The following is a 19,382-nucleotide window of genomic DNA, read 5'->3' as shown; positions in this document are numbered from 1 at the left end:
ACAGCGGCCCAGCTGACGGGGGTTTTTTCTTGCCCGACCACCGATTTGAGACCCTAGACACGGATCCGAAACAGGATTTAGGAGAACGAACACCGTGAGCGCACCCACCACACGCCCGCTGGAGCAGGCGGTCGCGACCGTGCCCGACGACGGGCATGCCGGCAAGCCGGCGCCGAAGACCACCGCCGCGCCCGCCAAACATGTTGCGCCGCAACAGATGACCGGTGCGCAGGCGGTGATCCGGTCGCTGGAGGAACTCGACGTCGACACGATCTTCGGCATCCCCGGCGGCGCCGTGCTGCCGGTCTACGACCCGCTGTTCGACTCGCAGCGGCTGCGCCACGTGCTGGTCCGCCACGAACAGGGCGCCGGGCACGCCGCCAGCGGTTACGCGCACGCGACCGGCAAGGTCGGCGTGATGATGGCCACCTCGGGTCCCGGCGCGACCAACCTGGTCACGCCGCTGGCCGACGCGCACATGGACTCCATCCCGGTGGTCGCGATCACCGGTCAGGTCGGTCGCGGCCTGATCGGCACCGACGCATTCCAGGAGGCCGACATCTCCGGGATCACGATGCCGATCACCAAGCACAACTTCCTGGTGCGCAACGGCGACGACATCGCGCAGGCGATCGCCGAGGCGTTCCACATCGCGTCCACCGGCCGCCCCGGCCCGGTGCTGGTCGACATCCCCAAGGACGTGCTGCAGGCGCAGTGCACGTTCAGTTGGCCGCCGCGCATCGATCTGCCCGGCTACAAGCCCAACACCAAACCGCACAACCGCCAGATCCGCGAGGCGGCCAAGCTGATCGCGGCCTCGCGCAAGCCGGTGCTCTACGTCGGCGGCGGCGTGATCCGCGGCGAGGCCAGCGCCGAACTGCTGGAGCTGGCCGAGCTGACCGGTATCCCCGTGGTCACCACGCTGATGGCGCGCGGCGCATTCCCCGACAGCCACCCGCAGAACGTCGGCATGCCCGGTATGCACGGCACCGTCGCCGCGGTGGCCGCGCTACAGCGCAGCGATCTGCTGATCACGCTGGGCGCCCGCTTCGACGACCGGGTGACCGGCAAACTGGAGTCGTTCGCCCCGGACGCCAAGGTGATCCACGCCGACATCGACCCGGCCGAGATCGGCAAGAACCGGCACGCCGACGTGCCGATCGTCGGTGACGTCAAGGCGGTGATCGGGGAGCTGATCGAGGCGCTCCGCCGCGACGGCACCTCGCTGTCGATCGACAACTGGTGGGAGTACCTGCGCGGGGTGCAGGCCACCTACCCGCTGAGCTACGGACCGCAGAGCGACGGCAGCCTGTCCCCGGAGTACGTCATCGAGACGCTGGGCAAGATGGCCGGACCGGAGGCGGTCTACGTCGCCGGCGTCGGCCAGCACCAGATGTGGGCCGCGCAGTTCGTGAAGTACGAGAACCCCAAGACCTGGCTGAACTCCGGCGGGCTGGGCACGATGGGCTTCGCGGTGCCCGCGGCGATGGGCGCCAAGTTCGGCCGCCCGGAGGCCGAGGTGTGGGCGATCGACGGTGACGGCTGCTTCCAGATGACCAACCAGGAACTGGCCACCTGCGCGGTCGAGGGCGCACCGATCAAGGTGGCGTTGATCAACAACGGCAACCTGGGCATGGTGCGGCAGTGGCAGACCCTGTTCTACGAGGAGCGCTACAGCCAGACCGATCTGTCGACGCACTCGCGCCGCATCCCCGACTTCGTGAAGCTGGCCGAGGCGCTGGGCTGCGTCGGATTGCGTTGTGAGCGTGCCGAAGACGTCGAGGACGTGATCCGCCAGGCACGTGAGATCAACGACCGCCCGGTGGTGATCGACTTCATCGTCGGCGCCGATGCGCAGGTCTGGCCGATGGTCGCCGCGGGCACCGGCAACGACGAGATCCAGGCTGCACGGGGCATCCGCCCGCTGTTCGACAACGAAGAGGGGCATGCCTGATGAGCGCGCGTACGCACACGCTGTCGGTGCTCGTCGAGGACAAACCCGGTGTGCTGGCCCGGGTGGCGTCGCTGTTCTCGCGGCGCGGGTTCAACATCCAGTCCCTGGCTGTCGGCGCGACCGAACAGAAGAACATGTCGCGCATGACGATCGTCGTCAGCGTCGAGGAAGCACCGCTGGAGCAGATCACCAAGCAGCTCAACAAGCTGGTGAACGTGATCAAGATCGTGGAGCAGGAAGAGGACAACTCGGTCGCGCGCGAACTGGCGCTGATCAAGGTGCGCACCGACGCGTCGACCCGCGGTCAGGTCATCGAGGCGGTGAACCTGTTCCGCGCCAAGGTCGTCGACGTGTCCACGGAGTCGTTGACGATCGAGGCCACCGGCACGCCCGAGAAACTCGAGGCGCTGCTGCGGGTGCTGGAGCCTTACGGTATCCGCGAAATCGTGCAGTCCGGCGTGGTGTCGCTGTCCCGCGGTCCGCGCGGTATCGGCACCACCAAGTAGTACCCGAATAACGAGTATCCCCAAATCAGGTGAGAGATAAGGAAATTCAGTGGCAGTAGAGATGTTCTATGACGACGATGCGGACCTGTCGGTCATTCAGGGACGCAAGGTCGGCGTCATCGGATACGGCAGCCAGGGCCACGCGCATTCGCTGAGCCTGCGCGACTCCGGTGTCCAGGTGAAGGTCGGGCTCAAAGAGGGCTCCAAGTCGCGGGAGAAGGTCACCGAGCAGGGCCTCGAGGTCGACACTCCCGCCGAGGTCGCCAAGTGGGCGGACGTGATCATGCTGCTGGCCCCCGACACCGCGCAGGCCGAGATCTTCAAGAACGACATCGAGCCCAACCTCGAGGACGGCAACGCGCTGTTCTTCGGCCACGGTCTCAACATCCACTTCGACCTGATCTCGCCGCCGGCCAACGTCACGATCGGCATGGTCGCCCCGAAGGGCCCCGGCCACCTGGTGCGCCGCCAGTTCGTCGACGGCAAGGGCGTGCCCTGCCTGATCGCGATCGACCAGGACCCCAAGGGTGAGGGACAGGCGCTGGCGCTGTCGTACGCCAAGGGCATCGGCGGCACCCGGGCCGGGGTCATCAAGACCACGTTCAAGGACGAGACCGAGACCGACCTGTTCGGTGAGCAGGCCGTGTTGTGCGGCGGCACCGAGGAACTCGTCAAGACCGGTTTCGACGTGATGGTCGAGGCGGGTTACGAGCCCGAGCTGGCGTACTTCGAGGTGCTGCACGAGCTCAAGCTGATCGTCGACCTGATGTACGAGGGCGGCATCGCGCGGATGAACTACTCGGTGTCCGACACCGCCGAGTTCGGCGGCTACCTGTCCGGGCCGCGGGTGATCGACGCCGGCACCAAGGAGCGGATGAAGCAGATCCTCGCCGAGATCCAGGACGGCACCTTCGTCAAGCGTCTGGTCGCCAACGTCGAGGGCGGCAACAAGGAACTCGAGGGCCTGCGCAAGCAGAACGCCGAGCACCCGATCGAGGTGACCGGCAAGAAGCTGCGCGACCTGATGAGCTGGGTGGACCGGCCCATCACCGAGACGGCCTGAATCTAGCTGCGATTTCGGTGTCGTTGGTTGCGCTGACCGCGACCAACGACACCGAAATCACAAGTTTCAGGGGCGGTGTTCGTGCCCGGGTCGGCCCTGGGTGCGACGCCGCTCCTTCATCTCCGACTCGAACACGTGCCGACGGCCCTGCTGCAGCTCGTCGCGCACCCGGCGCTCGTGGTCGCGGAACACCGACCAGTAGCTGTCGTCGAAATCCTCGACGATCTGGAACGTCCAGCGGCCGTAGAGCACGTTGCGGCCGACGACCTCTTCCTCAAGTCGCTGGGCGACGCTGTCGTGGCCCGCGGCGCGCAGCTTGTCGCACGCCTCGCCGAGCAGCAGGTCGGCGCGACCCATCAACTGGTGAAACGAGTACAGGTGTCCGCGGGCGCGTTCCACCCATTCCAACGCCTCCGAGACACCGCCGACGGCCTCCACCGTCGCGTCGTCGAGCCCCTCGGGGCGGCTGTGCTGTTCGTCCTTCTGCTGATCGGTCATGGCAGACAGGTACCCGCTTCTGCCCGGCCGTCTATCCTGATAACGAAACTCCGCATCGATAATGCATTGATCGGGGTTTGCCGACCGGGTCCGCGGTCTACTCTCTCCGCGTCGATACCGCCATGAGCAGCTCCGATGTCCGACGCTGACCAGCCGATGTACACGGTCCGCGTCGTGGCCGAACGCGTCGGTGTGCCGACCGCCACACTGCGTAGCTGGAGCCAGCGCTACGGGGTCGGCCCGTCGCACCACGTTCCCGGCCGGCACCGCCTCTACAGCGAGAACGACGTCACGGTCGTGCAGCGCATGCACGCCCTGATCCGCGACGGCGCCAGCCCGCGCAGCGCGGCCCAGATGGCGGCCGAGTCGATCGCCCCGCCGCGCGGTGATGTCGAGGCGCTGCTGAGCGCCGCGTTCGAGCTGGACCTGCCGACGCTGGGGCGGCTGCTCGAATCGCACCTGCGGCACTTCGGTGTGCTCGACACCTGGGAGCTCGTCGTGCGGCCCGCCTTCGCCGCGATCGTGTCCAGGCAGCAGGACGAAGGTGGCTGCATCGACGTCGAGCACGCGTTGTCGTGGGCGGTGTCACGCGCACTGCAGCGGGTGCCGCTGGCGCCGTCCGGAACCACGACATCGATCGTATTGGCTTGTGCCGCAGGCGAAACGCATGTGCTGGCGTTGGAGGCGCTGCGCGCCGCGCTCGGCGAACGCGGGCACGGTGCGCTGATGCTCGGCGCCGACGTGCCCGCGTGGGCGCTGATCGATGCGATCGGCCGGATCACGGTGCCGGTCACCGCGATGCTGTGGTCGCACAGCGCCGACACCGCGGACATGGACACCGTGCGCGCGGTGAGCGCGCAAGCCGAGGTGGTGCTCGCCGGTCCCGGCTGGGTGCACGTGCCGGATGTCGCGCCGGGGGTGCACGTCGGCAGCCTGGCCGAAGCGCTGCGCCGCTGGGAGGTGTCCGAGTGACGGTGGACGCGCGATTTTGGCATCATTGCGAATCGCGATTGTGGGTATGTATACGAGGTGTCTGTGACGACGACTGAGGCCGCGGTGGCCACCGATGGCGAATCCGTGATCCTCCTCGATGAGGATGGCCAGCCCATCGGCAGCGCCGCCAAAACCACGGTGCACCACGAGGCCACACCGCTGCACCTGGGATTTTCCTGTTATCTGTTCGACCGTGACGGCCGGGTGCTGCTGACCCGCCGAGCGCTGGGCAAGAAGACCTGGCCGGGGGTGTGGTCGAACTCGTTCTGCGGACATCCCGCGCCGGGGGAGCAGGTCGACGACGCGGTCCGTCGCCGCGCACAACAGGAACTGGGTGTGAAGATCGGCGCGCCGACGTGCGTGCTGCCCGACTTCCGTTACCGGGCAGTCGCGGCCGACGGCACGGTCGAAAACGAGATCTGCCCGGTGTTCGTCGCACGGTGCGACGGCCCACTCGCGCCCGACCCGTCGGAGGTCATGGAGTGGATGTGGGTGTCCTGGGAGCAGCTGCGCTCAGCGGCCGGGTTGCCGTGGGCGATCAGCCCGTGGGCCATGGAGCAGATCCCGCTGCTCGACGGTGCTAACTCTTCTTGGGGTCATGACCCCAGTTCATCAGCGAGTAGCGCCACGCCGAATCGGTGATGTCGCCCTGAGGTTTCTGCGCCAGATGACGGTGGGCATAGCCGACAACCTTGCGCATGTGCGCGAAATCGTCGTCGTCGAGTTCTGACTTCTTCTTCCGAAGCAGTTCGACGATGCGCCTGCCGCTGGCGTGCCCGGTCGACTCGCCGTCACCGGACTTCTGACCCACGTCTTTGGATTCGGCGGTGTCCAGCCACTTCTCGAGCTCACCGGCCGTCATGTTGACGGTGTCGGTGAACTCGGCGTACGTGGCGTCGTGGTCGTCGGTGGCCATCGAGCGCCTACTTCTTCTTCAGCGATTCCGGCTTGTGCACGGCGTCGCGACCACTCTTGTCGCTGCGCACCCGGTACTGCGGGTTGTCCGAATCGGCGCGCACCGTGCGCCCGGCGGCCTCGGTGTCCGACGTGATCTTCTCTTCGACGGTTCCGGTCACGGTGCTGCCGTGGCTCTTCCACTGCACCTTGTCGCCCTTGTTGATGTCCTTGCTCATTGGGGCCGGATACCCGGGGCGCCCGGGGCGAAACGGGTCAGGCCTGCGCGCGCAGGCGGTACAGCCGTTCGGCGTAGGCGAGGTCGTCGCGCCACAGGCGGGTGGCCGCGCTGCGCATCAGCGGGGTGATCAACGGCGCCCCGCGCAGCGCGTGCACGAAGCCCGGCCGGTCCGAGTGCGCGATGACCGCTTCGATGACCGCGGTGCGCGGGTGCCCGTCGGCGCCGGGACCCAGCGGGGTGGCGTGGGTTTCGACGACGCTTCCCGCCCCCTCGCCGTCGACGATGCGCATCACGATGGTGCGCGGTTCCGGCGCGGTGAACTCCGCGATCACCGGGACGCCGAGGCGGCCGATGTGGAACGTGACCGCGACGAGGAAACGGTCGTCGTCCTCGGCGAGTTCGTCGTCAGCGGGCGGGGCCGAGAGCACCTCGAGGCGCGCGAACGAATACGGGTGGAACCATGCGCCGTGCCACGGGTCGAGCCGGTTGGCGATCACGTCGGCCGGTTCGCAGGTGCCGTCAAGGCGGGTCACCGCCGAGATCTGGACGCCGTCCGGGCGTTTGGGCAGTATCGGTGTGTCCGTGGGAGTTTCGCCGCCGACGCGGTCCAGCCGCACCCATGCGAGCACACCGTCGTCGTGGGCGGGCAGCGGCCGCCAGCCCCACGTGCGGCCGCCGTCGAACCGCAGGCCGTGCCACGGGCAGATGAGCACACCACAGTCCACCGACCCGGTGGACAGATCCGCGCCCAGGTGCGGGCACGCCGCGGGTCCGACGGCGAGGCTGCCGTCAGCGGTACGCCAGGCCACCAGTTCGACGCCGCCGACGGTGGCGCTGACCGGACGGGCTCCGATCCGGTCGCTGGCGGCGAACGCGTACCAGTTCCCACTGGGCCTGCGCCGGCAGCGGCGCAGCGCGGTGTTGATCACGGCCGGCTCGGCGTCGGCGTAGGTCGGCACCTGACCGGACCAGGGTGTGCGCGGAAGCACCTCGAACGGTGAGGTTTTCGCGACCCGCGCTCTCAGTTCGGAGAACACCTTCATCGGAGTTGCCTTTCAGCCAGTCGCCGCAGTGGTGCGAAGCGACCCTGGGTGGGCACGGTGTACAGGTCGTGTCCGGCGACCCCGTGGCGTCCCAGCAGCAGGTTGGCCGCCGCCCATCCGGTGGTGGCGGCCCGCTCCATCAACGCGACCGGCAGGTCGATGCGGATACCGTCGCCCGCCAGCGCCAGCCCCGGAGTCGGAGTGGACACCGTGGGGCGCGCCGCGAAATCGCCGGGGCCGAACCGCGGACAGTCCTGGCGGCACAGCACACGCTCACCGACGATGTTGGCGTTCTTGGTCTCCGGGTACAGCTCGTGCATGCGGGGCAGCAGTCGGCTGGTCACGTCGGCGACGTCATCGGTCGCCGCGTAGGAATGCAGCTCCACGACCGAACCCCCGGTGCGCCGTGACCAGTCGATCGCCTCGCGCTCGTATCTGTCCAGCACGCTGACATTGTCCAGCGGAGGCCGCCCGCCCGTGCCGAGAAACGCGGCGCGGTCGGGGTCGACGGGTTGGTCCAGCCACAACCGGTGCACGACGAACGGCGGGGCGGTGTGCAGCGCGCCGACCCGGGAGCGCCACGCGTGGTCGCCGAGATCCGGTGAAGCGGCGACGATCCGCTGCAGACCGGTCACGTCGGTGGCCAGCACCACGCCGTCGGCGGTGAGGTCGTCACCGCGGTCGGTCCGCACCTCGAACCGGGTTCCCGCGCGCACCTCGGTCACCGAGACGCCGGTGTGCACTTGTACGCCCAGCGACTGCAGGTGGGTGCGCAGCGGATCCCACAGCGCGGCGTCGAAGTTGGCGTTCGCGACGTCGAACACCAGGCCCTCGCTCGAGCCGAGGAAGTAGATGTGGAACATCGTCGCGAGTTCCGCCGCCGACAAGTCGGTCGGCTCGGCGAAGAAGCTGCGCGAGAACACCTCGAACGCCAGATGCCGCGCTGCCGGCGGGAAGTTGATGCTGCGCAGGAACGTATCGGCGTCGACGTCGTCGAGTTCGGTGTAGATCCCGGGCACGCTCACCGCCGCCAGCGGGGCGGCGGCGCGCGCGTTGAGCCGCACCAGATCCCGCAGCCGGAAGGTCGGGCTGCGCAACGCGAACGCCACCGCGTTCAGCGGCGGGCTCTGCGGCAGGCCGCGGAACGTGTCGCGCCTGCCCTGCCGGTCGACCAGTGGATAGTCCAGCACCGGGGAGAGCATCCCCAGCGCGGGATCGATGCGCCGCAACAGGTTCCGGAGGTTGTAGTACTGCCGGAAGAACGCGTGGAAACCGCGGTTCATCGCGACCGGCGTCCCGTCGTCGAGTTCCTCGGTCCAACCGCCCACGCGGCCACCGAGGTAGGCCTCGCGCTCGAGAACCTCGACCTGCACGCCGCGTTCGGCCAGACCCGTCGCCGCCGCCAGCCCGGCGATCCCGGCTCCGACGACAATCACCCGGGGCTGTTCGGGCAGCGAGGTCGCGTCCGGTGCGCCACGGGGCGCGGCGTGCATGACGCGGCGCCGGTCGGTCATCGGGGCGCCTCGGCCAGGAAGGTGTGCACGATGTTGCGCTGCCAACCCGGCATGGTGTCGCTGCGTACCGCGGTGAACCCGGTGCGCTGCAGGCGCTGCCGGAAACCGGAGGCACCGTCGAAGCGGTTCACGCTGCGCCGCAGATACCGGTACAGCGACGCGTCCCCGCTGCGGATCTTGCCGCTGGGGATGATGATCGCAAAGCACACCGCGTTCCACACCGCGGTGGCCAGCTTCGAATCGCGCACCGAGTAGTCGTGCACCGCGAGCGTCGCGCCCGGGCGCAGCAGCGAGCAGAACGTACGCAGCTGGGTGTCGGGGTCGGGCAGGTTGCGGATCAGGTAGGCGGCGAAGATCCCGTCGAACGGACCGGCGACCCCGGCGTCGGCGAGGTCTTCGATTCGGCTGTGCACGAAGCGGACCGACGCGGGCCACTGCTTGGCCGCGGCCTCGGCCAGCATGCCCGCCGACCCGTCGACCGCGACGATCTCGGCGTGCGGCGCGACGGCCAGCAGCGCGGCGGTCGACGCGCCGGTACCGCAGCCTGCGTCGAGCAACCGCAGCCCGCGCCCCTGGTCGGGCAGACGCATGCGTTGCGCGGAGATCCTCAGGTGGTCGTGGTACCCGGGATTCGCGTTGACCAGCGTGTCATACGCCGAAGCGCCATCGTCGAAGGCCGCGGGCACATCTGTCGGATCGCCGCTCGCGTTGACCGTCACGCTTGTTCCTTTCTCACCTGCCGCTGACGTTCCCACAGCAGCAGCACCGCGGTGACCAACGCCCAGCCGAAGAGGAAGTCCTCGACGGGGATGTCGAACGGGAACCGTAACCCGGTGGTGTGCTGCTCGTCGTAGATCACGATCGGCGCGCTGAGCTTCGTCAACCACCCGTCGACCGGGATCTGAAAGCCCAGCACGATAGCGATCGACAGCCAGTAGGCGGTCTTGCGGAACAGGCCCGTGCGCAAAACGACGAGCTCCCAGGTGATTACCGCGATCGCCGCCAGCACGGCGGGCAGGGTGTACCCCAGGCCGCTCACGTGGTCTGCTCCGAACGTGTCCGGGTGCGTTTCGTCCGGCCGAGGATGGTGGTGACCGCGTTGTAGGTCAGCAGTGCGCAGAGGGGGATGACGATGAAGAACAGCAGTTCCTCGAGCGGCATCATGCCAAGGATGTCGATGCCGGTGACGTAGCGCGGGTTGTAGGTCCACACGTCGGCGACGATCGCGATCGCGTCCCACAGCACGAACACGGCGGCCACCGGCAGTATCGCGCGGGCGGCGCGCCCGGCCTGCCGGTACACCCCGGGGCCGAGCAGTTCCAGAGGCGCAGTGAGCGCGAGGCAGGCCGCCAGCACGATCAGGTACTGCCACTGGTCCATCGTCACGCCCCGTGGTCCCGAAGACGGGCGCCCCAAGCCTTGAGCAGGCCGGCGCCGCCGACGCGGATCCGCCGCCCGGTCCCGACCGTCGCGCGCTGCGTGAACACGGCGAAGTCGATCTCCTCGATGCGGTCGAGGATCTCCGAGTACAGGGTCAGGGCCACCGACACGCACGGACGCGACCGCGGGCTGAGTTTCGAAATACCTTGCTGAGCATAGTCGTACACGCGCCGGGTGATCGCGTGCTGCTCGACCAGCGCGCGCCGGACCTTGGCGTCGGTGCGGCGGTTCTCGTGGCACCAGGTCAGCACGTCGCGGTCCACACCGTGCACGGCGAGTTCGTCGGCGGGCAGGTACACGCGGCCGCGTTCGAGGTCCTCGTCGATGTCGCGCAGGAAGTTGGTCAGTTGGAACGCTTTTCCGAGCGCGGCGGCATAAGGTGCGGCTTCCTCGCGCGGTCCGACGGTGCCCAGCACCGGCAGCAGCTGCAACCCGATCACCTCGGCCGAGCCGTACATGTAGCGGTCGAGTGCGGCGCGGTCCGGGTAGTCGGTGACGTTGAGGTCCATCCGCATGGAGCCGAGGAAGTCGTCGAACAGTTCCCAGGGGATGTCGTAGCGGCGTGCGCAGTGCACAACCGCGGCCAACGCGGGGTCGCCGTCGTCGCAGCTGCCCTGGGCCAGGCGGTTGAACAGCTGGGTGGCCAGCCGCTGCAACTGCTCGCCGCGTTCGGCCATGCTGATGACCGGGTCGAAGTCGTCGAGGATGTCGTCGGCGCGCCGGGCGAACCCGTAGAGCGCGTGCACGGCCGGACGTTGTTCGGGCGCAAGCAGTCTGGTGGCCAGGAAGAAGGTCCGGCCGTGTTCGGCGTTGATCGTGCGGCACCGCCGGTAGGCGTCGCGCAGCGCCGGGTCGTGTACGCCTGCCGCGTCGAGTTCGGATCCGATCATGAGGACACCACCTGGGTACGGGCCCGCCGGGATGGCAGGCCGGTGATTCGGTCGGCAGCCAGCCGCCCGGAGAGCAGGGCGGTGGGCACACCGACACCGGGAACGGTCGACGAACCCGCCAGCACGACATTGGCGATGCCGCGCACGGTGTTGGCCGGACGGAAGGGGCCGGTCTGACTGAAGGTGTGCGCCAGCGCGAACGGCGTGCCGGCGGCCATGCCCTGGCGCGCCCAGTCCGCGGGGTCCACGACGTGCAGCACCTCGGCGTCATCGCCGAGCTGGGGCAGGCGGTCGGAGACGATGTCCATCATCTGGGCGACGTACCCGTCGCGGGTCGATGCCCAGTCGATCTGTCCGACATCGAGGTTGGGGGCCGGCGCCAGCACGTAGAGCAGGTCGCGCCCCGGCGGCGCCAGCGACGGGTCACCGGCGGTCGGCCGGGTCACCAGCAGCGACGGGTCGGCCATCACGCGGCCGTCGTCGATGATGTCGGTGAAGGTCTGCTCCCACTGGTCGCCGAAGATGATGGTGTGGTGGTCGGTCTCCACCGCCGGGGCGCGGCACCCGACGTGGGCGACCACCGCCGACGGTGCCGGCCGCAGCCGCAGCACGCGCCGCGGTGTGCGGCCCAGCAACCGGTAGGTGTCCGGCAGTTCAGTGGTCAGCACCACGGTGTCGGCCGGGATCCGGTCGCCGCTCTCGGTGCGCACCGCGACCACCCGGTCGCCGCTGCGTTCCAGGTCCGATACCGGTGAGCTGTAACGGAATTCGACGCCGGCATCGGACGCCGCGGCCGCCAGTGCATCGGGCAGTGCGCGCATCCCGCCGCGCGGGAAGTACACCCCCGCGATGGTGTCCATGTAGGCGATGACGGCGTACACCGCGAGCGCGCGGTGCGGTGGGACACCGGCGTAGAGCGCCTGGAACGTGAACACCCGCGCAAGGCGCTCGTCGGTGATGTAGCGGTGCACCATCTTGTTCCAGCGGCGGAATCCGCCGATCGCGGCCAGCCGCGCCAACTGCGGGGTCACCAGCGACAGCGGCGAGTCGAAGTTGGCCGCGATGAAACCGTCGAACTCGACTTCGTACAGCTTGGTCAGCCAGGCGCGCATCTTCCGGTAGCCGTCGGCCTGGGCGGCACCGGCGAACCGTTCGATCTCGGCGGCCATCGCGTCGCCGTCGCTGTGCACGTGCAGTGCGCTGCCGTCGGCGAACGACGCGCGGTAGGCGGGGTCGACCCGGATCAGGTCCAGTCGGTCGGCCAGCGTTTCGCCGACGGCGGCGAACGCGTCGTCGATGATGTCGGGCATCGTCAGCACGGTGGGGCCGGTGTCGAGCCGGTATCCGCCGATGTCGGCGCGGCCCACGCGTCCGCCGGGATGGGCGCCCCGTTCGACGACGGTGACCGTGCGCCCGCGCCCGGCCAGGTGCAGCGCCGCGGACAGGCCCGACAGCCCGGCGCCGACGACGACCACGCGTTCGGTGCGACCCTCGACCGTGCGCATCAGGCGGCCCGCTCGGTGCAGGCCGCGGCCATGTCGGCCAGCGCCGAACGCAGCGTGCTGTCGACTTCGCCGCCGCCGATCAGGTCGAGTGCGCGGGCCAGCCGCGAATCGATCAGCTGCTCAACCCAATCCACCGCGCCGGTGGTGACGATCAGGGAGCGCCACTGCCGGATGTCGGCGTCGTCGAGGTCGTTGGTGCTCATCAGCTGGGTGAGCTGGCGGCGCGTCGGGGTGTCGGCGAGGCGGTAGGCGGCCACCACCACGCTGGTCGCCTTGTGCTCGGACAAGTCGCTGCCTGCCGGTTTACCGGTGACGTCGGGGGAGCCGAAGATGCCGAGCACATCGTCGCGCAGCTGAAACGCCTCACCGACCGCTTCGCCGTACCCGCCGAGCAATTCGAGCACGGGAGCGGGGCATCCGGCCATGGCCGCACCGATCTCCAGCGGTCTGCGCACGGTGTAGTTGCCCGACTTGCGGCGCAGCACGTCGAGTACCTGCTCGAGATCGGGAAACCCGGCGGCGTCGTTGACCAGGTCGGCGAACTGCCCGACGGCGAGTTCGGTGCGCATCGCGTCGTAGCGCGGCCAGACCCGCGCCAGGGCCTGCGGCGCAACGCCGCTTTCGCGCAGCATCTGCTCGGCCCACACCAGGCACAGGTCTCCGAGCAGGACCGCGGCGGCCTCACCGAAGCGCTCCGGTGAGCCCGACAATGCCCGCTCGCGGTGCCAACCGGCGAACCTCACATGCGCGGCGGGGCGGCCGCGCCGCAGCGTCGCCCCGTCCATCACGTCGTCCTGCAGCAGCGCGAAGGCGTGCAACAGTTCGAAGCTCGCCGCGGCCCGCAGCGCGCGGAGGTCGTCGTCGGCTCCGCACAGCCAGCCCAGGTACGCGAACGTCGAGCGCACACACTTGCCGCCGTCGACGAACGAGGTCAGCACATCGGTGGCGGCGTCGACACCTGCGGTGGACAGATCCTGGGCGCATCGCGTCTGGACAAACTCGGTGACCGCGCCGAGCACGGTCCGGCGCAGCGTGCTACGCCACGCCGGGAAAGCCGAGGCCAGCAGTTCCCGTCCCGGAGCGGATCGGTGCGCTATCGCCAGCACCGGGGCGCTGGTGTTTCCATTCAGCCCGCTCAAGCAGCGACCCCTTCACTCGATGCGGGGCAAGTACCCCGTCTGGTTGCGCTCGAACCGGAATACCCAGATCGAGCCCAGATATGCATCGAATATGCATCGATTTTTCGGGGGCGGCCGGAACTGGTGTCCTGAGTCGAAGGTTCAGACACAGCAGTGTGCGGGATTCGGACCGGCCACATGGTGTCGACGTTCTTCGAGATCTGCACGAGGGCTGTGAAACCGCGCTGGTAACGACCCTCGTGCAGATCTCGCGGCCCAAATGACCCATGACGATGTACTGCACCCGATTTAGCGACTCACGACACTAGGGGGCCAGCGAGGGCATCTCCGAGATGCCGAACTCGCGGCGCAGCACGGTGCGCGCCGCGAAGTAACCCGCCATACCGTGCACGCCGCTGCCCGGTGGCGTGGCCGACGAACACAGATAGGCGTGCGGGATCGGGGTGCTCCACGGGTTGATCCGGGGGGTCGGACCGGCCAGGGCGTGCACCAGCGTGGTGCCGCCGACGCCGATGTCACCGCCCACCAGGTTCGCGTTGTGCTCGGACAGTCGCGCCGCCGGCACCGACCGCGCCGCGACCACGACGTCGCGGAAACCCGGGGCGAAGCGTTCGAAGATGCGGATCACCCGGTCGGTCTGGTCGACGGTCGAACCCGACGGCACGTGCGCGTACGTCCACAGCGGGCGGCGGCCGGCGGCGTCGACGCGGCCCGGGTCGGCAAGGTGGGGAAGCGCGGCCAGCACCATCGGCCATTCGGCGTGGCGGCCCGCCGCGACCTCGCGTTCGGCCTCGGCCATCTGCTCGCGGGTGCCGCCCATGTGCAGGGTCGGGACGTTCGCCAGACGCTCGTCGGCCCAGGGGATCTCGCCGTTGAGCACGAAGTCGACCTTCGCCACACCTGCGCCGAACTTGTAGCGGCGCAACGCTTTTGCGTAAAGCGTCGGCGTGGCGTCACCGTAGATGTCCAGAAGGGCGGTGGGAGCGGTGTCGTAGAGCACGACCCCGGCGGGCGGCCGGGTCACCTGCTGGCCGGTGACAATGACGCCGCCGTGGGCGACGAGGTCGGCGGCCAGCGCGTCGGCGATGGCCTGGCTGCCGCCGACCGGGATCGGCCAGCCGACCGTGTGCGCCAGCGTCGCCAGCATCAGACCGGCGCCCGCGGACACCAGTGACGGCATCGTCGAAATAGCGTGGGCGGCAACGCCGGTGAACAACGCGCGGGCGTCGTCGCCGGACAGCGCCCGCCATGCCGGGGTGCCCTGTTCGAGTACCCGCAGCCCCACCTGCACGGCGGCCAGCACGTCGGTCGGAATCGAACGCTTGTCGCCGAGCAGCAGGTCGACGACGGCCGCGTCACGTTTGACCAGCGGACCGAGCAGGCGGCGCCAGGAGCCGCCGTCGTCGAGTTCTGCGGCGGTGCGGTCCAGATCGTGGTACCCGATCGCCGCACGCGCCCCCGGCAGCGGGTTGGCGTAGGACGCCTCGGGCACCTCGAGGCGCACACCGCGCGCCGGCAGATCGAACTCCGCCAGGAAGGGGGAGGCCAGCGCCAGCGGATGCACGGCTGAGCAGATGTCGTGGCGGACGCCGTCGAACTCGGGGTCGGGCAGCGTGCGGGCACCACCGCCGAACGTCGGCTGAGCCTCGAGCACCTGCACCGACAGCCCGGCGCGGGCGCACACGACGGCGGCGGCCAGCCCGTTGGGTCCGCTGCCGACGACGGTGACATCCACGCTCGCGGTTCTCCCACTGGCCACCGGACCATTCAAGCCCATTAGGCTGACCGCGTGAGTCTGCCCGTTGTATTGATCGCCGACAAACTGGCCGAATCGACGGTCGCCGCGCTCGGCGACCAAGTGGAAGTCCGCTGGGTCGACGGACCCGACCGCGAGAAGCTGCTGGCCGCGGTGTCGGAAGCCGATGCGCTGCTGGTGCGCTCGGCGACCACCGTCGACGCCGAGGTGCTGTCGGCGGCCCCGAAACTGAAGATCGTCGCGCGTGCGGGCGTGGGTCTGGACAACGTCGACGTCGAGGCCGCCACCGCCCGCGGTGTGCTGGTGGTCAACGCGCCGACCTCCAACATCCACAGCGCCGCCGAGCATGCGCTGGCGCTGATGTTGGCGGCGGCCCGCGAGATCCCGGCCGCCGACGCCTCGCTACGCGCACGCACCTGGAAGCGTTCGTCGTTCTCGGGCACCGAGATCTTCGGCAAGACCGTCGGTGTGGTCGGACTGGGGCGCATCGGACAGCTGGTGGCGCAGCGACTGGCCGCGTTCGGCACGCACATCGTCGCCTACGACCCCTATGTGTCCGCCGCCCGCGCCGCGCAGCTGGGCATCGAACTGCTGACCCTGGACGAACTGCTCGCCCGCGCGGACTTCATCTCCGTGCACCTGCCGAAGACGCCCGAGACGGCGGGGCTGATCGGCAAGGAGGCGCTGGCCAAGACCAAGCCCGGCGTGATCATCGTCAACGCCGCGCGCGGCGGGCTGATCGACGAGGACGCGCTCGCCGAGGCCGTGCGCTCGGGGCATGTGCGCGGCGCCGGGCTCGACGTGTTCGCCACGGAGCCCACCACCGAGAGCCCGCTGTTCGATCTGCCCCAGGTGGTCGTGACGCCGCACCTCGGGGCGTCGACCGCGGAGGCCCAGGACCGGGCGGGCACCGATGTCGCGGCCAGTGTGAAGCTCGCGCTGGCCGGCGAGTTCGTGCCGGACGCCGTCAACGTCGGCGGCGGCGTCGTCGGCGAGATGGTGGCGCCGTGGCTGGACCTGGTCCGCAAACTGGGCCTGCTGGTCGGGGTGCTGTGCAGGGAGCTGCCGGTGTCGCTGTCGGTGCAGGTGCGCGGTGAGCTCGCCGCCGAAGAGGTTGACGTGCTGCGGCTTTCGGCGTTGCGCGGGCTGTTCTCGGCGGTCATCGAGGATCCGGTGACGTTCGTCAACGCCCCGTCTCTGGCCGCCGAGCGCGGGGTGGAGGCCGAAATCAGCACCGCCAGCGAGAGCCCCAACCACCGCAGCGTGGTCGACGTGCGCGCGGTCTACGGCGACGGCACGACCGCCAACGTCGCGGGCACGCTGACCGGGCCGCAGCTGGTGGAGAAGATCGTTCAGATCAACGGCCGCAACTTCGATCTGCGGGCCGAAGGCATCTACCTGATCGTCAACTACGTCGACCAGCCGGGAACGCTCGGCAAGATCGGCACCATCCTCGGCTCGGCCGACATCAACATCCACGCCGCGCAGCTCAGCGAGGACGCCGAAGGTCCCGGCGCGACGATCCTGCTGCGCATCGACCGTGCGGTGCCGCCGGAGGTGCGCACCGCGATCTCCGAAGAGGTCGGCGCCAAAATGCTCGAAGTGGTGGACCTGTCGTGAAACTGGCGATCATCGCCGGCGACGGCATCGGCCCCGAGGTCGTCGGCGAGGCGGTCAAGGTGCTCGACGCCGTGCTGCCCGGGGTGGAGAGGACCGACTACGACCTGGGTGCGCGGCGCTACCACGCGACCGGTGAACTGCTCACCGACGCGACCATCGAGGAGTTGCGCGGTTACGACGCGATCCTGCTCGGCGCGATCGGTGATCCGTCGGTGCCCAGCGGGGTGCTCGAGCGCGGGCTGCTGCTGAAACTGCGGTTCGCGCTGGACCATCACGTCAACCTGCGACCCGGCCGGTTGTATCCGGGTGTCAGCAGCCCGCTTTCCGGCGTCTCGGACATCGATTTCGTTGTCGTGCGGGAAGGGACCGAGGGACCGTACACCGGCAACGGCGGAGTGCTGCGCGCCGGAACCCCGCACGAGGTGGCGACCGAGGTCAGCGTCAACACCGCGTTCGGTGTCGAACGGGTGGTGCGCGATGCGTTCGCCCGCGCGCAGGGCCGGCGCAAGCATCTGACCCTGGTGCACAAGACCAATGTCCTGGCCTTCGCCGGCGGACTGTGGTCGCGGGTGGTCGCCGAGGTGGGCGCGCAGTTCCCCGACGTCGAAGTCGCCTACCAGCACATCGATGCCGCGACCATCCACATGGTCACCGACCCGGCCCGATTCGATGTGATCGTCACCGACAACCTGTTCGGCGACATCATCACCGATCTGGCGGCCGCCGTCTGCGGCGGTATCGGGCTGGCGGCCAGCGGCAACATCGACGCCACCGGAACCAACCCGTCGATGTTCGAACCCGTGCACGGCAGTGCGCCCGACATCGCCGGGCAGGGCCTCGCGGACCCGACGGCGGCGATCATGTCGGTTGCGTTGCTGCTGGCTCACGTCGGTGAGCATGACGCGGCCGCACGCGTGGACAAGGCCGTCGAGCGGCACCTGAGCACTCGCGGGGACGAGAAGCTGTCCACCGCGCAGGTCGGCGAGCGGATCGAGAGCTTCCTCTAGTTCGTTCGCCGAATCCCAGTGGTCCGGCCGAAATCACCGCCCCGGCGTCGTTTTCGACGGTCCGTCGCTGGACGGCACCAGCGGAACGGCCAGCAGCGGAAGCACCGCACTGGCCGCGAACGCCGCGGGATAGCCGGCCACCCCGATCAGCGCCCCGAACAGCGGGGCCGCCGCTGCCGACGCCAGGTGCTGGCTGGTGTTCTGGGTGCCCAGCGCGCGACCGCTCCAGAACGGGCCGGCGATCTCGGCGATCGCGGTGAACGCCAAGCCGTTGTCCGACACCGTGATCACCGACGCGATCACCATCAGCGCGACGCTGACCGGTGATCCCATCCAGTCCGACAGCGCCAGCAGTCCCATCGACAGCGCGGCCGCCATCGCGATCCAGCGGATCGGGCGAAGCCGCTGCCCCAGTCGGTCGGACCAGTAGCCGGCCGCGACCCGGCCGCCCGCGCCGAGCAGTTGGGCCGCCATGACCACGGCGCCGGCCGATCCCGCCGACCATCCGTGCTCGGATATCAGCCACACCAGCGTGAACGTCCACACGACCGCCTGGGGAACCACGAGCAGAACCGAGACGGCGTGAATGCGCCACAGCAGGAACGAACCGCGGTACGGACTGGCCAGGTGCTCGGCGGGGGCCTGCGAGCGCGGCGGACGCGGCGGGTCGATCACGGCGACCAGACACACCACCGCCGACGCGGCGCACACCACCGCCGGGAACAGCAACGCCACCGACACACCGTGACTTTCGGCCAGGCGCGGAATGACCAGCGCCCCCAAGCCGACCCCGAGCGGGGTGGCCGTCTGCCGGATACCCATGACCAGCCCGCGCTGCTGCGGCGGGAACCAGCCGACCACCAGCCGGCCGCTGGCCGAGTTGCTGCTCGCCGCGGCCATCCCCCCGAGCAACAGCAACGTTCCCACCGCGAACAGCGAATCCGCCGAGGCGGCCGCGAAGGCCGCGGCGGCGATCAACGCGGAACCGACCGTCAGCACGAAGCGTTCGCCGACCCGGTCCACCACGTAACCCCACGCGATCAACGTCAGGACCAGACCGAACCCCGGCATCGCGGAGAGCAGACCCGCGGTGGCCAGATCGAGTCCGCGTTCGGTGTGCAGGGTGGGGATCAGGAACGCCACACCGTTGATGAACACGTTGGCGCTCGTGGTGGCCGCCAACGCGATACCCAGCAGCGACCACCGGCGCGCTGTGCCGATCGCCTCGATGGTCATCGGCCCATCGTGGCACATCGATCTCACAGTCCAGAATCACCGTTTCATAATGTGAGACTGCCTGTTCGGCCCGGTGGCACCCC

General features: G+C 69.3%; 20 protein-coding genes. 7 read left to right on the top strand and 13 right to left on the bottom strand.

Annotation, left to right across the window (positions count from 1 at the left end):
- Window positions 1–94: 94 nt before the first annotated feature.
- The 3 genes from BHQ18_RS01200 to ilvC all read left to right on the top strand — a co-directional run bounded on the left by BHQ18_RS01200 (window position 95) and on the right by ilvC (window position 3,523).
- Window positions 95–1,954 (top strand): acetolactate synthase large subunit, encoded by a 1,860-nt coding sequence (locus tag BHQ18_RS01200; RefSeq protein WP_069411736.1) that lies wholly within the window; start codon window positions 95–97, stop codon window positions 1,952–1,954.
- A complete protein-coding gene (gene ilvN, locus BHQ18_RS01195) occupies window positions 1,954–2,460 on the top strand; it encodes an acetolactate synthase small subunit (protein WP_069411735.1) in 507 nt (168 codons plus the stop codon). Before BHQ18_RS01200 ends, ilvN begins: the two co-directional genes overlap by 1 nt.
- A 61-nt stretch (window positions 2,461–2,521) precedes the next feature.
- Window positions 2,522–3,523 (top strand): ketol-acid reductoisomerase, encoded by a 1,002-nt coding sequence (ilvC, locus tag BHQ18_RS01190; RefSeq protein WP_205866023.1) that lies wholly within the window; start codon window positions 2,522–2,524, stop codon window positions 3,521–3,523.
- Window positions 3,524–3,589: 66 nt separating this feature from the next.
- Here ilvC and BHQ18_RS01185 read toward each other — a convergent pair whose 3' ends face one another.
- Entirely contained in the window at window positions 3,590–4,021 is a 432-nt protein-coding gene (locus BHQ18_RS01185; RefSeq protein ID WP_109789149.1) for a hypothetical protein, read from the bottom strand.
- Between the two features lie 135 nt (window positions 4,022–4,156).
- Here BHQ18_RS01185 and BHQ18_RS01180 point away from each other — a divergent pair, with 135 nt between their 5' ends.
- Complete coding sequence (locus BHQ18_RS01180) at window positions 4,157–4,993, top strand: MerR family transcriptional regulator (protein WP_069411733.1); 837 nt, start codon at window positions 4,157–4,159, stop codon at window positions 4,991–4,993.
- Window positions 4,994–5,056: 63 nt separating this feature from the next.
- On the top strand, window positions 5,057–5,656 hold the full coding sequence (idi, locus tag BHQ18_RS28905) for an isopentenyl-diphosphate Delta-isomerase (protein WP_234794040.1): 600 nt from the start codon (window positions 5,057–5,059) through the stop codon (window positions 5,654–5,656).
- On the opposite strand, the gene BHQ18_RS01175 is transcribed toward idi, so the two are convergent.
- The 11 genes from BHQ18_RS01175 to BHQ18_RS01125 all read right to left on the bottom strand — a co-directional run bounded on the left by BHQ18_RS01175 (window position 5,595) and on the right by BHQ18_RS01125 (window position 15,415).
- On the bottom strand, window positions 5,595–5,930 hold the full coding sequence (locus BHQ18_RS01175) for a DUF3140 domain-containing protein (RefSeq protein ID WP_069411732.1): 336 nt from the start codon (window positions 5,928–5,930) through the stop codon (window positions 5,595–5,597). The two genes, idi and BHQ18_RS01175, sit on opposite strands and share 62 nt — an antisense overlap.
- Window positions 5,931–5,937: 7 nt before the next feature.
- On the bottom strand, window positions 5,938–6,147 hold the full coding sequence (locus tag BHQ18_RS01170; RefSeq protein ID WP_069411731.1) for a hypervirulence associated TUDOR domain-containing protein: 210 nt from the start codon (window positions 6,145–6,147) through the stop codon (window positions 5,938–5,940).
- A gap of 37 nt (window positions 6,148–6,184) precedes the next feature.
- Window positions 6,185–7,192 (bottom strand): Rieske (2Fe-2S) protein, encoded by a 1,008-nt coding sequence (locus BHQ18_RS01165; RefSeq protein ID WP_069411730.1) that lies wholly within the window; start codon window positions 7,190–7,192, stop codon window positions 6,185–6,187.
- Complete coding sequence (locus BHQ18_RS01160) at window positions 7,189–8,706, bottom strand: FAD-dependent oxidoreductase (protein WP_069411729.1); 1,518 nt, start codon at window positions 8,704–8,706, stop codon at window positions 7,189–7,191. Before BHQ18_RS01160 ends, BHQ18_RS01165 begins: the two co-directional genes overlap by 4 nt.
- On the bottom strand, window positions 8,703–9,425 hold the full coding sequence (locus BHQ18_RS01155; protein WP_069411728.1) for a class I SAM-dependent methyltransferase: 723 nt from the start codon (window positions 9,423–9,425) through the stop codon (window positions 8,703–8,705). The genes BHQ18_RS01160 and BHQ18_RS01155 overlap by 4 nt, the downstream gene beginning before the upstream one ends.
- A complete protein-coding gene (locus BHQ18_RS01150) occupies window positions 9,422–9,745 on the bottom strand; it encodes a lycopene cyclase domain-containing protein (protein WP_069411727.1) in 324 nt (107 codons plus the stop codon). The genes BHQ18_RS01155 and BHQ18_RS01150 overlap by 4 nt, the downstream gene beginning before the upstream one ends.
- The gene (locus BHQ18_RS01145; RefSeq protein WP_069411726.1) at window positions 9,742–10,086 is read right to left on the bottom strand and encodes a lycopene cyclase domain-containing protein; all 345 of its coding nucleotides are present in this window, start codon (window positions 10,084–10,086) and stop codon (window positions 9,742–9,744) included. The genes BHQ18_RS01150 and BHQ18_RS01145 overlap by 4 nt, the downstream gene beginning before the upstream one ends.
- A 2-nt stretch (window positions 10,087–10,088) precedes the next feature.
- Window positions 10,089–11,036 (bottom strand): phytoene/squalene synthase family protein, encoded by a 948-nt coding sequence (locus BHQ18_RS01140; protein ID WP_069411725.1) that lies wholly within the window; start codon window positions 11,034–11,036, stop codon window positions 10,089–10,091.
- Entirely contained in the window at window positions 11,033–12,541 is a 1,509-nt protein-coding gene (crtI, locus tag BHQ18_RS01135; protein WP_069411724.1) for a phytoene desaturase family protein, read from the bottom strand. The genes BHQ18_RS01140 and crtI overlap by 4 nt, the downstream gene beginning before the upstream one ends.
- Window positions 12,541–13,680: a polyprenyl synthetase family protein gene (locus BHQ18_RS01130; RefSeq protein WP_069411723.1), complete on the bottom strand. Its 1,140-nt coding sequence runs from the start codon at window positions 13,678–13,680 to the stop codon at window positions 12,541–12,543. The genes crtI and BHQ18_RS01130 overlap by 1 nt, the downstream gene beginning before the upstream one ends.
- Window positions 13,681–13,984: 304 nt before the next feature.
- Window positions 13,985–15,415, bottom strand: coding sequence for a phytoene desaturase family protein (locus BHQ18_RS01125; protein WP_205866021.1), 1,431 nt, complete (start codon window positions 15,413–15,415; stop codon window positions 13,985–13,987).
- Window positions 15,416–15,469: 54 nt separating this feature from the next.
- Here BHQ18_RS01125 and serA point away from each other — a divergent pair, with 54 nt between their 5' ends.
- Both serA and BHQ18_RS01115 read left to right on the top strand, forming a co-directional pair.
- Complete coding sequence (serA, locus tag BHQ18_RS01120; RefSeq protein ID WP_069411721.1) at window positions 15,470–17,056, top strand: phosphoglycerate dehydrogenase; 1,587 nt, start codon at window positions 15,470–15,472, stop codon at window positions 17,054–17,056.
- Window positions 17,053–18,063 carry a 3-isopropylmalate dehydrogenase gene (locus BHQ18_RS01115; protein ID WP_069411720.1) on the top strand — a complete coding sequence of 337 codons (1,011 nt, stop codon included), beginning with the start codon at window positions 17,053–17,055 and terminating at the stop codon, window positions 18,061–18,063. Before serA ends, BHQ18_RS01115 begins: the two co-directional genes overlap by 4 nt.
- 33 nt (window positions 18,064–18,096) lie before the next feature.
- Here BHQ18_RS01115 and BHQ18_RS01110 read toward each other — a convergent pair whose 3' ends face one another.
- Window positions 18,097–19,299: an MFS transporter gene (locus BHQ18_RS01110; RefSeq protein ID WP_069411719.1), complete on the bottom strand. Its 1,203-nt coding sequence runs from the start codon at window positions 19,297–19,299 to the stop codon at window positions 18,097–18,099.
- Window positions 19,300–19,382 lie beyond the last annotated feature (83 nt).

Origin of the sequence: Mycolicibacterium flavescens (genome assembly GCF_001722335.1) — a bacterium.
GTDB lineage: Bacteria > Actinomycetota > Actinomycetes > Mycobacteriales > Mycobacteriaceae > Mycobacterium > Mycobacterium flavescens.
The sequence above is the reverse complement of the archived record's forward strand: the minus strand, read 5'-3'. Positions and strand labels throughout refer to the sequence as shown.

What these genes read in the sequence shown, in the direction of transcription:
- ilvN (WP_069411735.1), top strand. Translation starts at nt 1,954, where the DNA reads ATGAGCGCGCGTACGCACACGCTGTCGGTGCTCGTCGAGGACAAACCC.
- ilvC (WP_205866023.1), top strand. Translation starts at nt 2,522, where the DNA reads ATGTTCTATGACGACGATGCGGACCTGTCGGTCATTCAGGGACGCAAG.
- BHQ18_RS01185 (WP_109789149.1), bottom strand. Translation starts at nt 4,021, where the DNA reads ATGACCGATCAGCAGAAGGACGAACAGCACAGCCGCCCCGAGGGGCTC.
- BHQ18_RS01180 (WP_069411733.1), top strand. Translation starts at nt 4,157, where the DNA reads ATGTCCGACGCTGACCAGCCGATGTACACGGTCCGCGTCGTGGCCGAA.
- BHQ18_RS01175 (WP_069411732.1), bottom strand. Translation starts at nt 5,930, where the DNA reads ATGGCCACCGACGACCACGACGCCACGTACGCCGAGTTCACCGACACC.
- BHQ18_RS01170 (WP_069411731.1), bottom strand. Translation starts at nt 6,147, where the DNA reads ATGAGCAAGGACATCAACAAGGGCGACAAGGTGCAGTGGAAGAGCCAC.
- BHQ18_RS01165 (WP_069411730.1), bottom strand. Translation starts at nt 7,192, where the DNA reads ATGAAGGTGTTCTCCGAACTGAGAGCGCGGGTCGCGAAAACCTCACCG.
- BHQ18_RS01160 (WP_069411729.1), bottom strand. Translation starts at nt 8,706, where the DNA reads ATGACCGACCGGCGCCGCGTCATGCACGCCGCGCCCCGTGGCGCACCG.
- BHQ18_RS01145 (WP_069411726.1), bottom strand. Translation starts at nt 10,086, where the DNA reads ATGGACCAGTGGCAGTACCTGATCGTGCTGGCGGCCTGCCTCGCGCTC.
- BHQ18_RS01140 (WP_069411725.1), bottom strand. Translation starts at nt 11,036, where the DNA reads ATGATCGGATCCGAACTCGACGCGGCAGGCGTACACGACCCGGCGCTG.
- crtI (WP_069411724.1), bottom strand. Translation starts at nt 12,541, where the DNA reads ATGCGCACGGTCGAGGGTCGCACCGAACGCGTGGTCGTCGTCGGCGCC.
- BHQ18_RS01110 (WP_069411719.1), bottom strand. Translation starts at nt 19,299, where the DNA reads ATGACCATCGAGGCGATCGGCACAGCGCGCCGGTGGTCGCTGCTGGGT.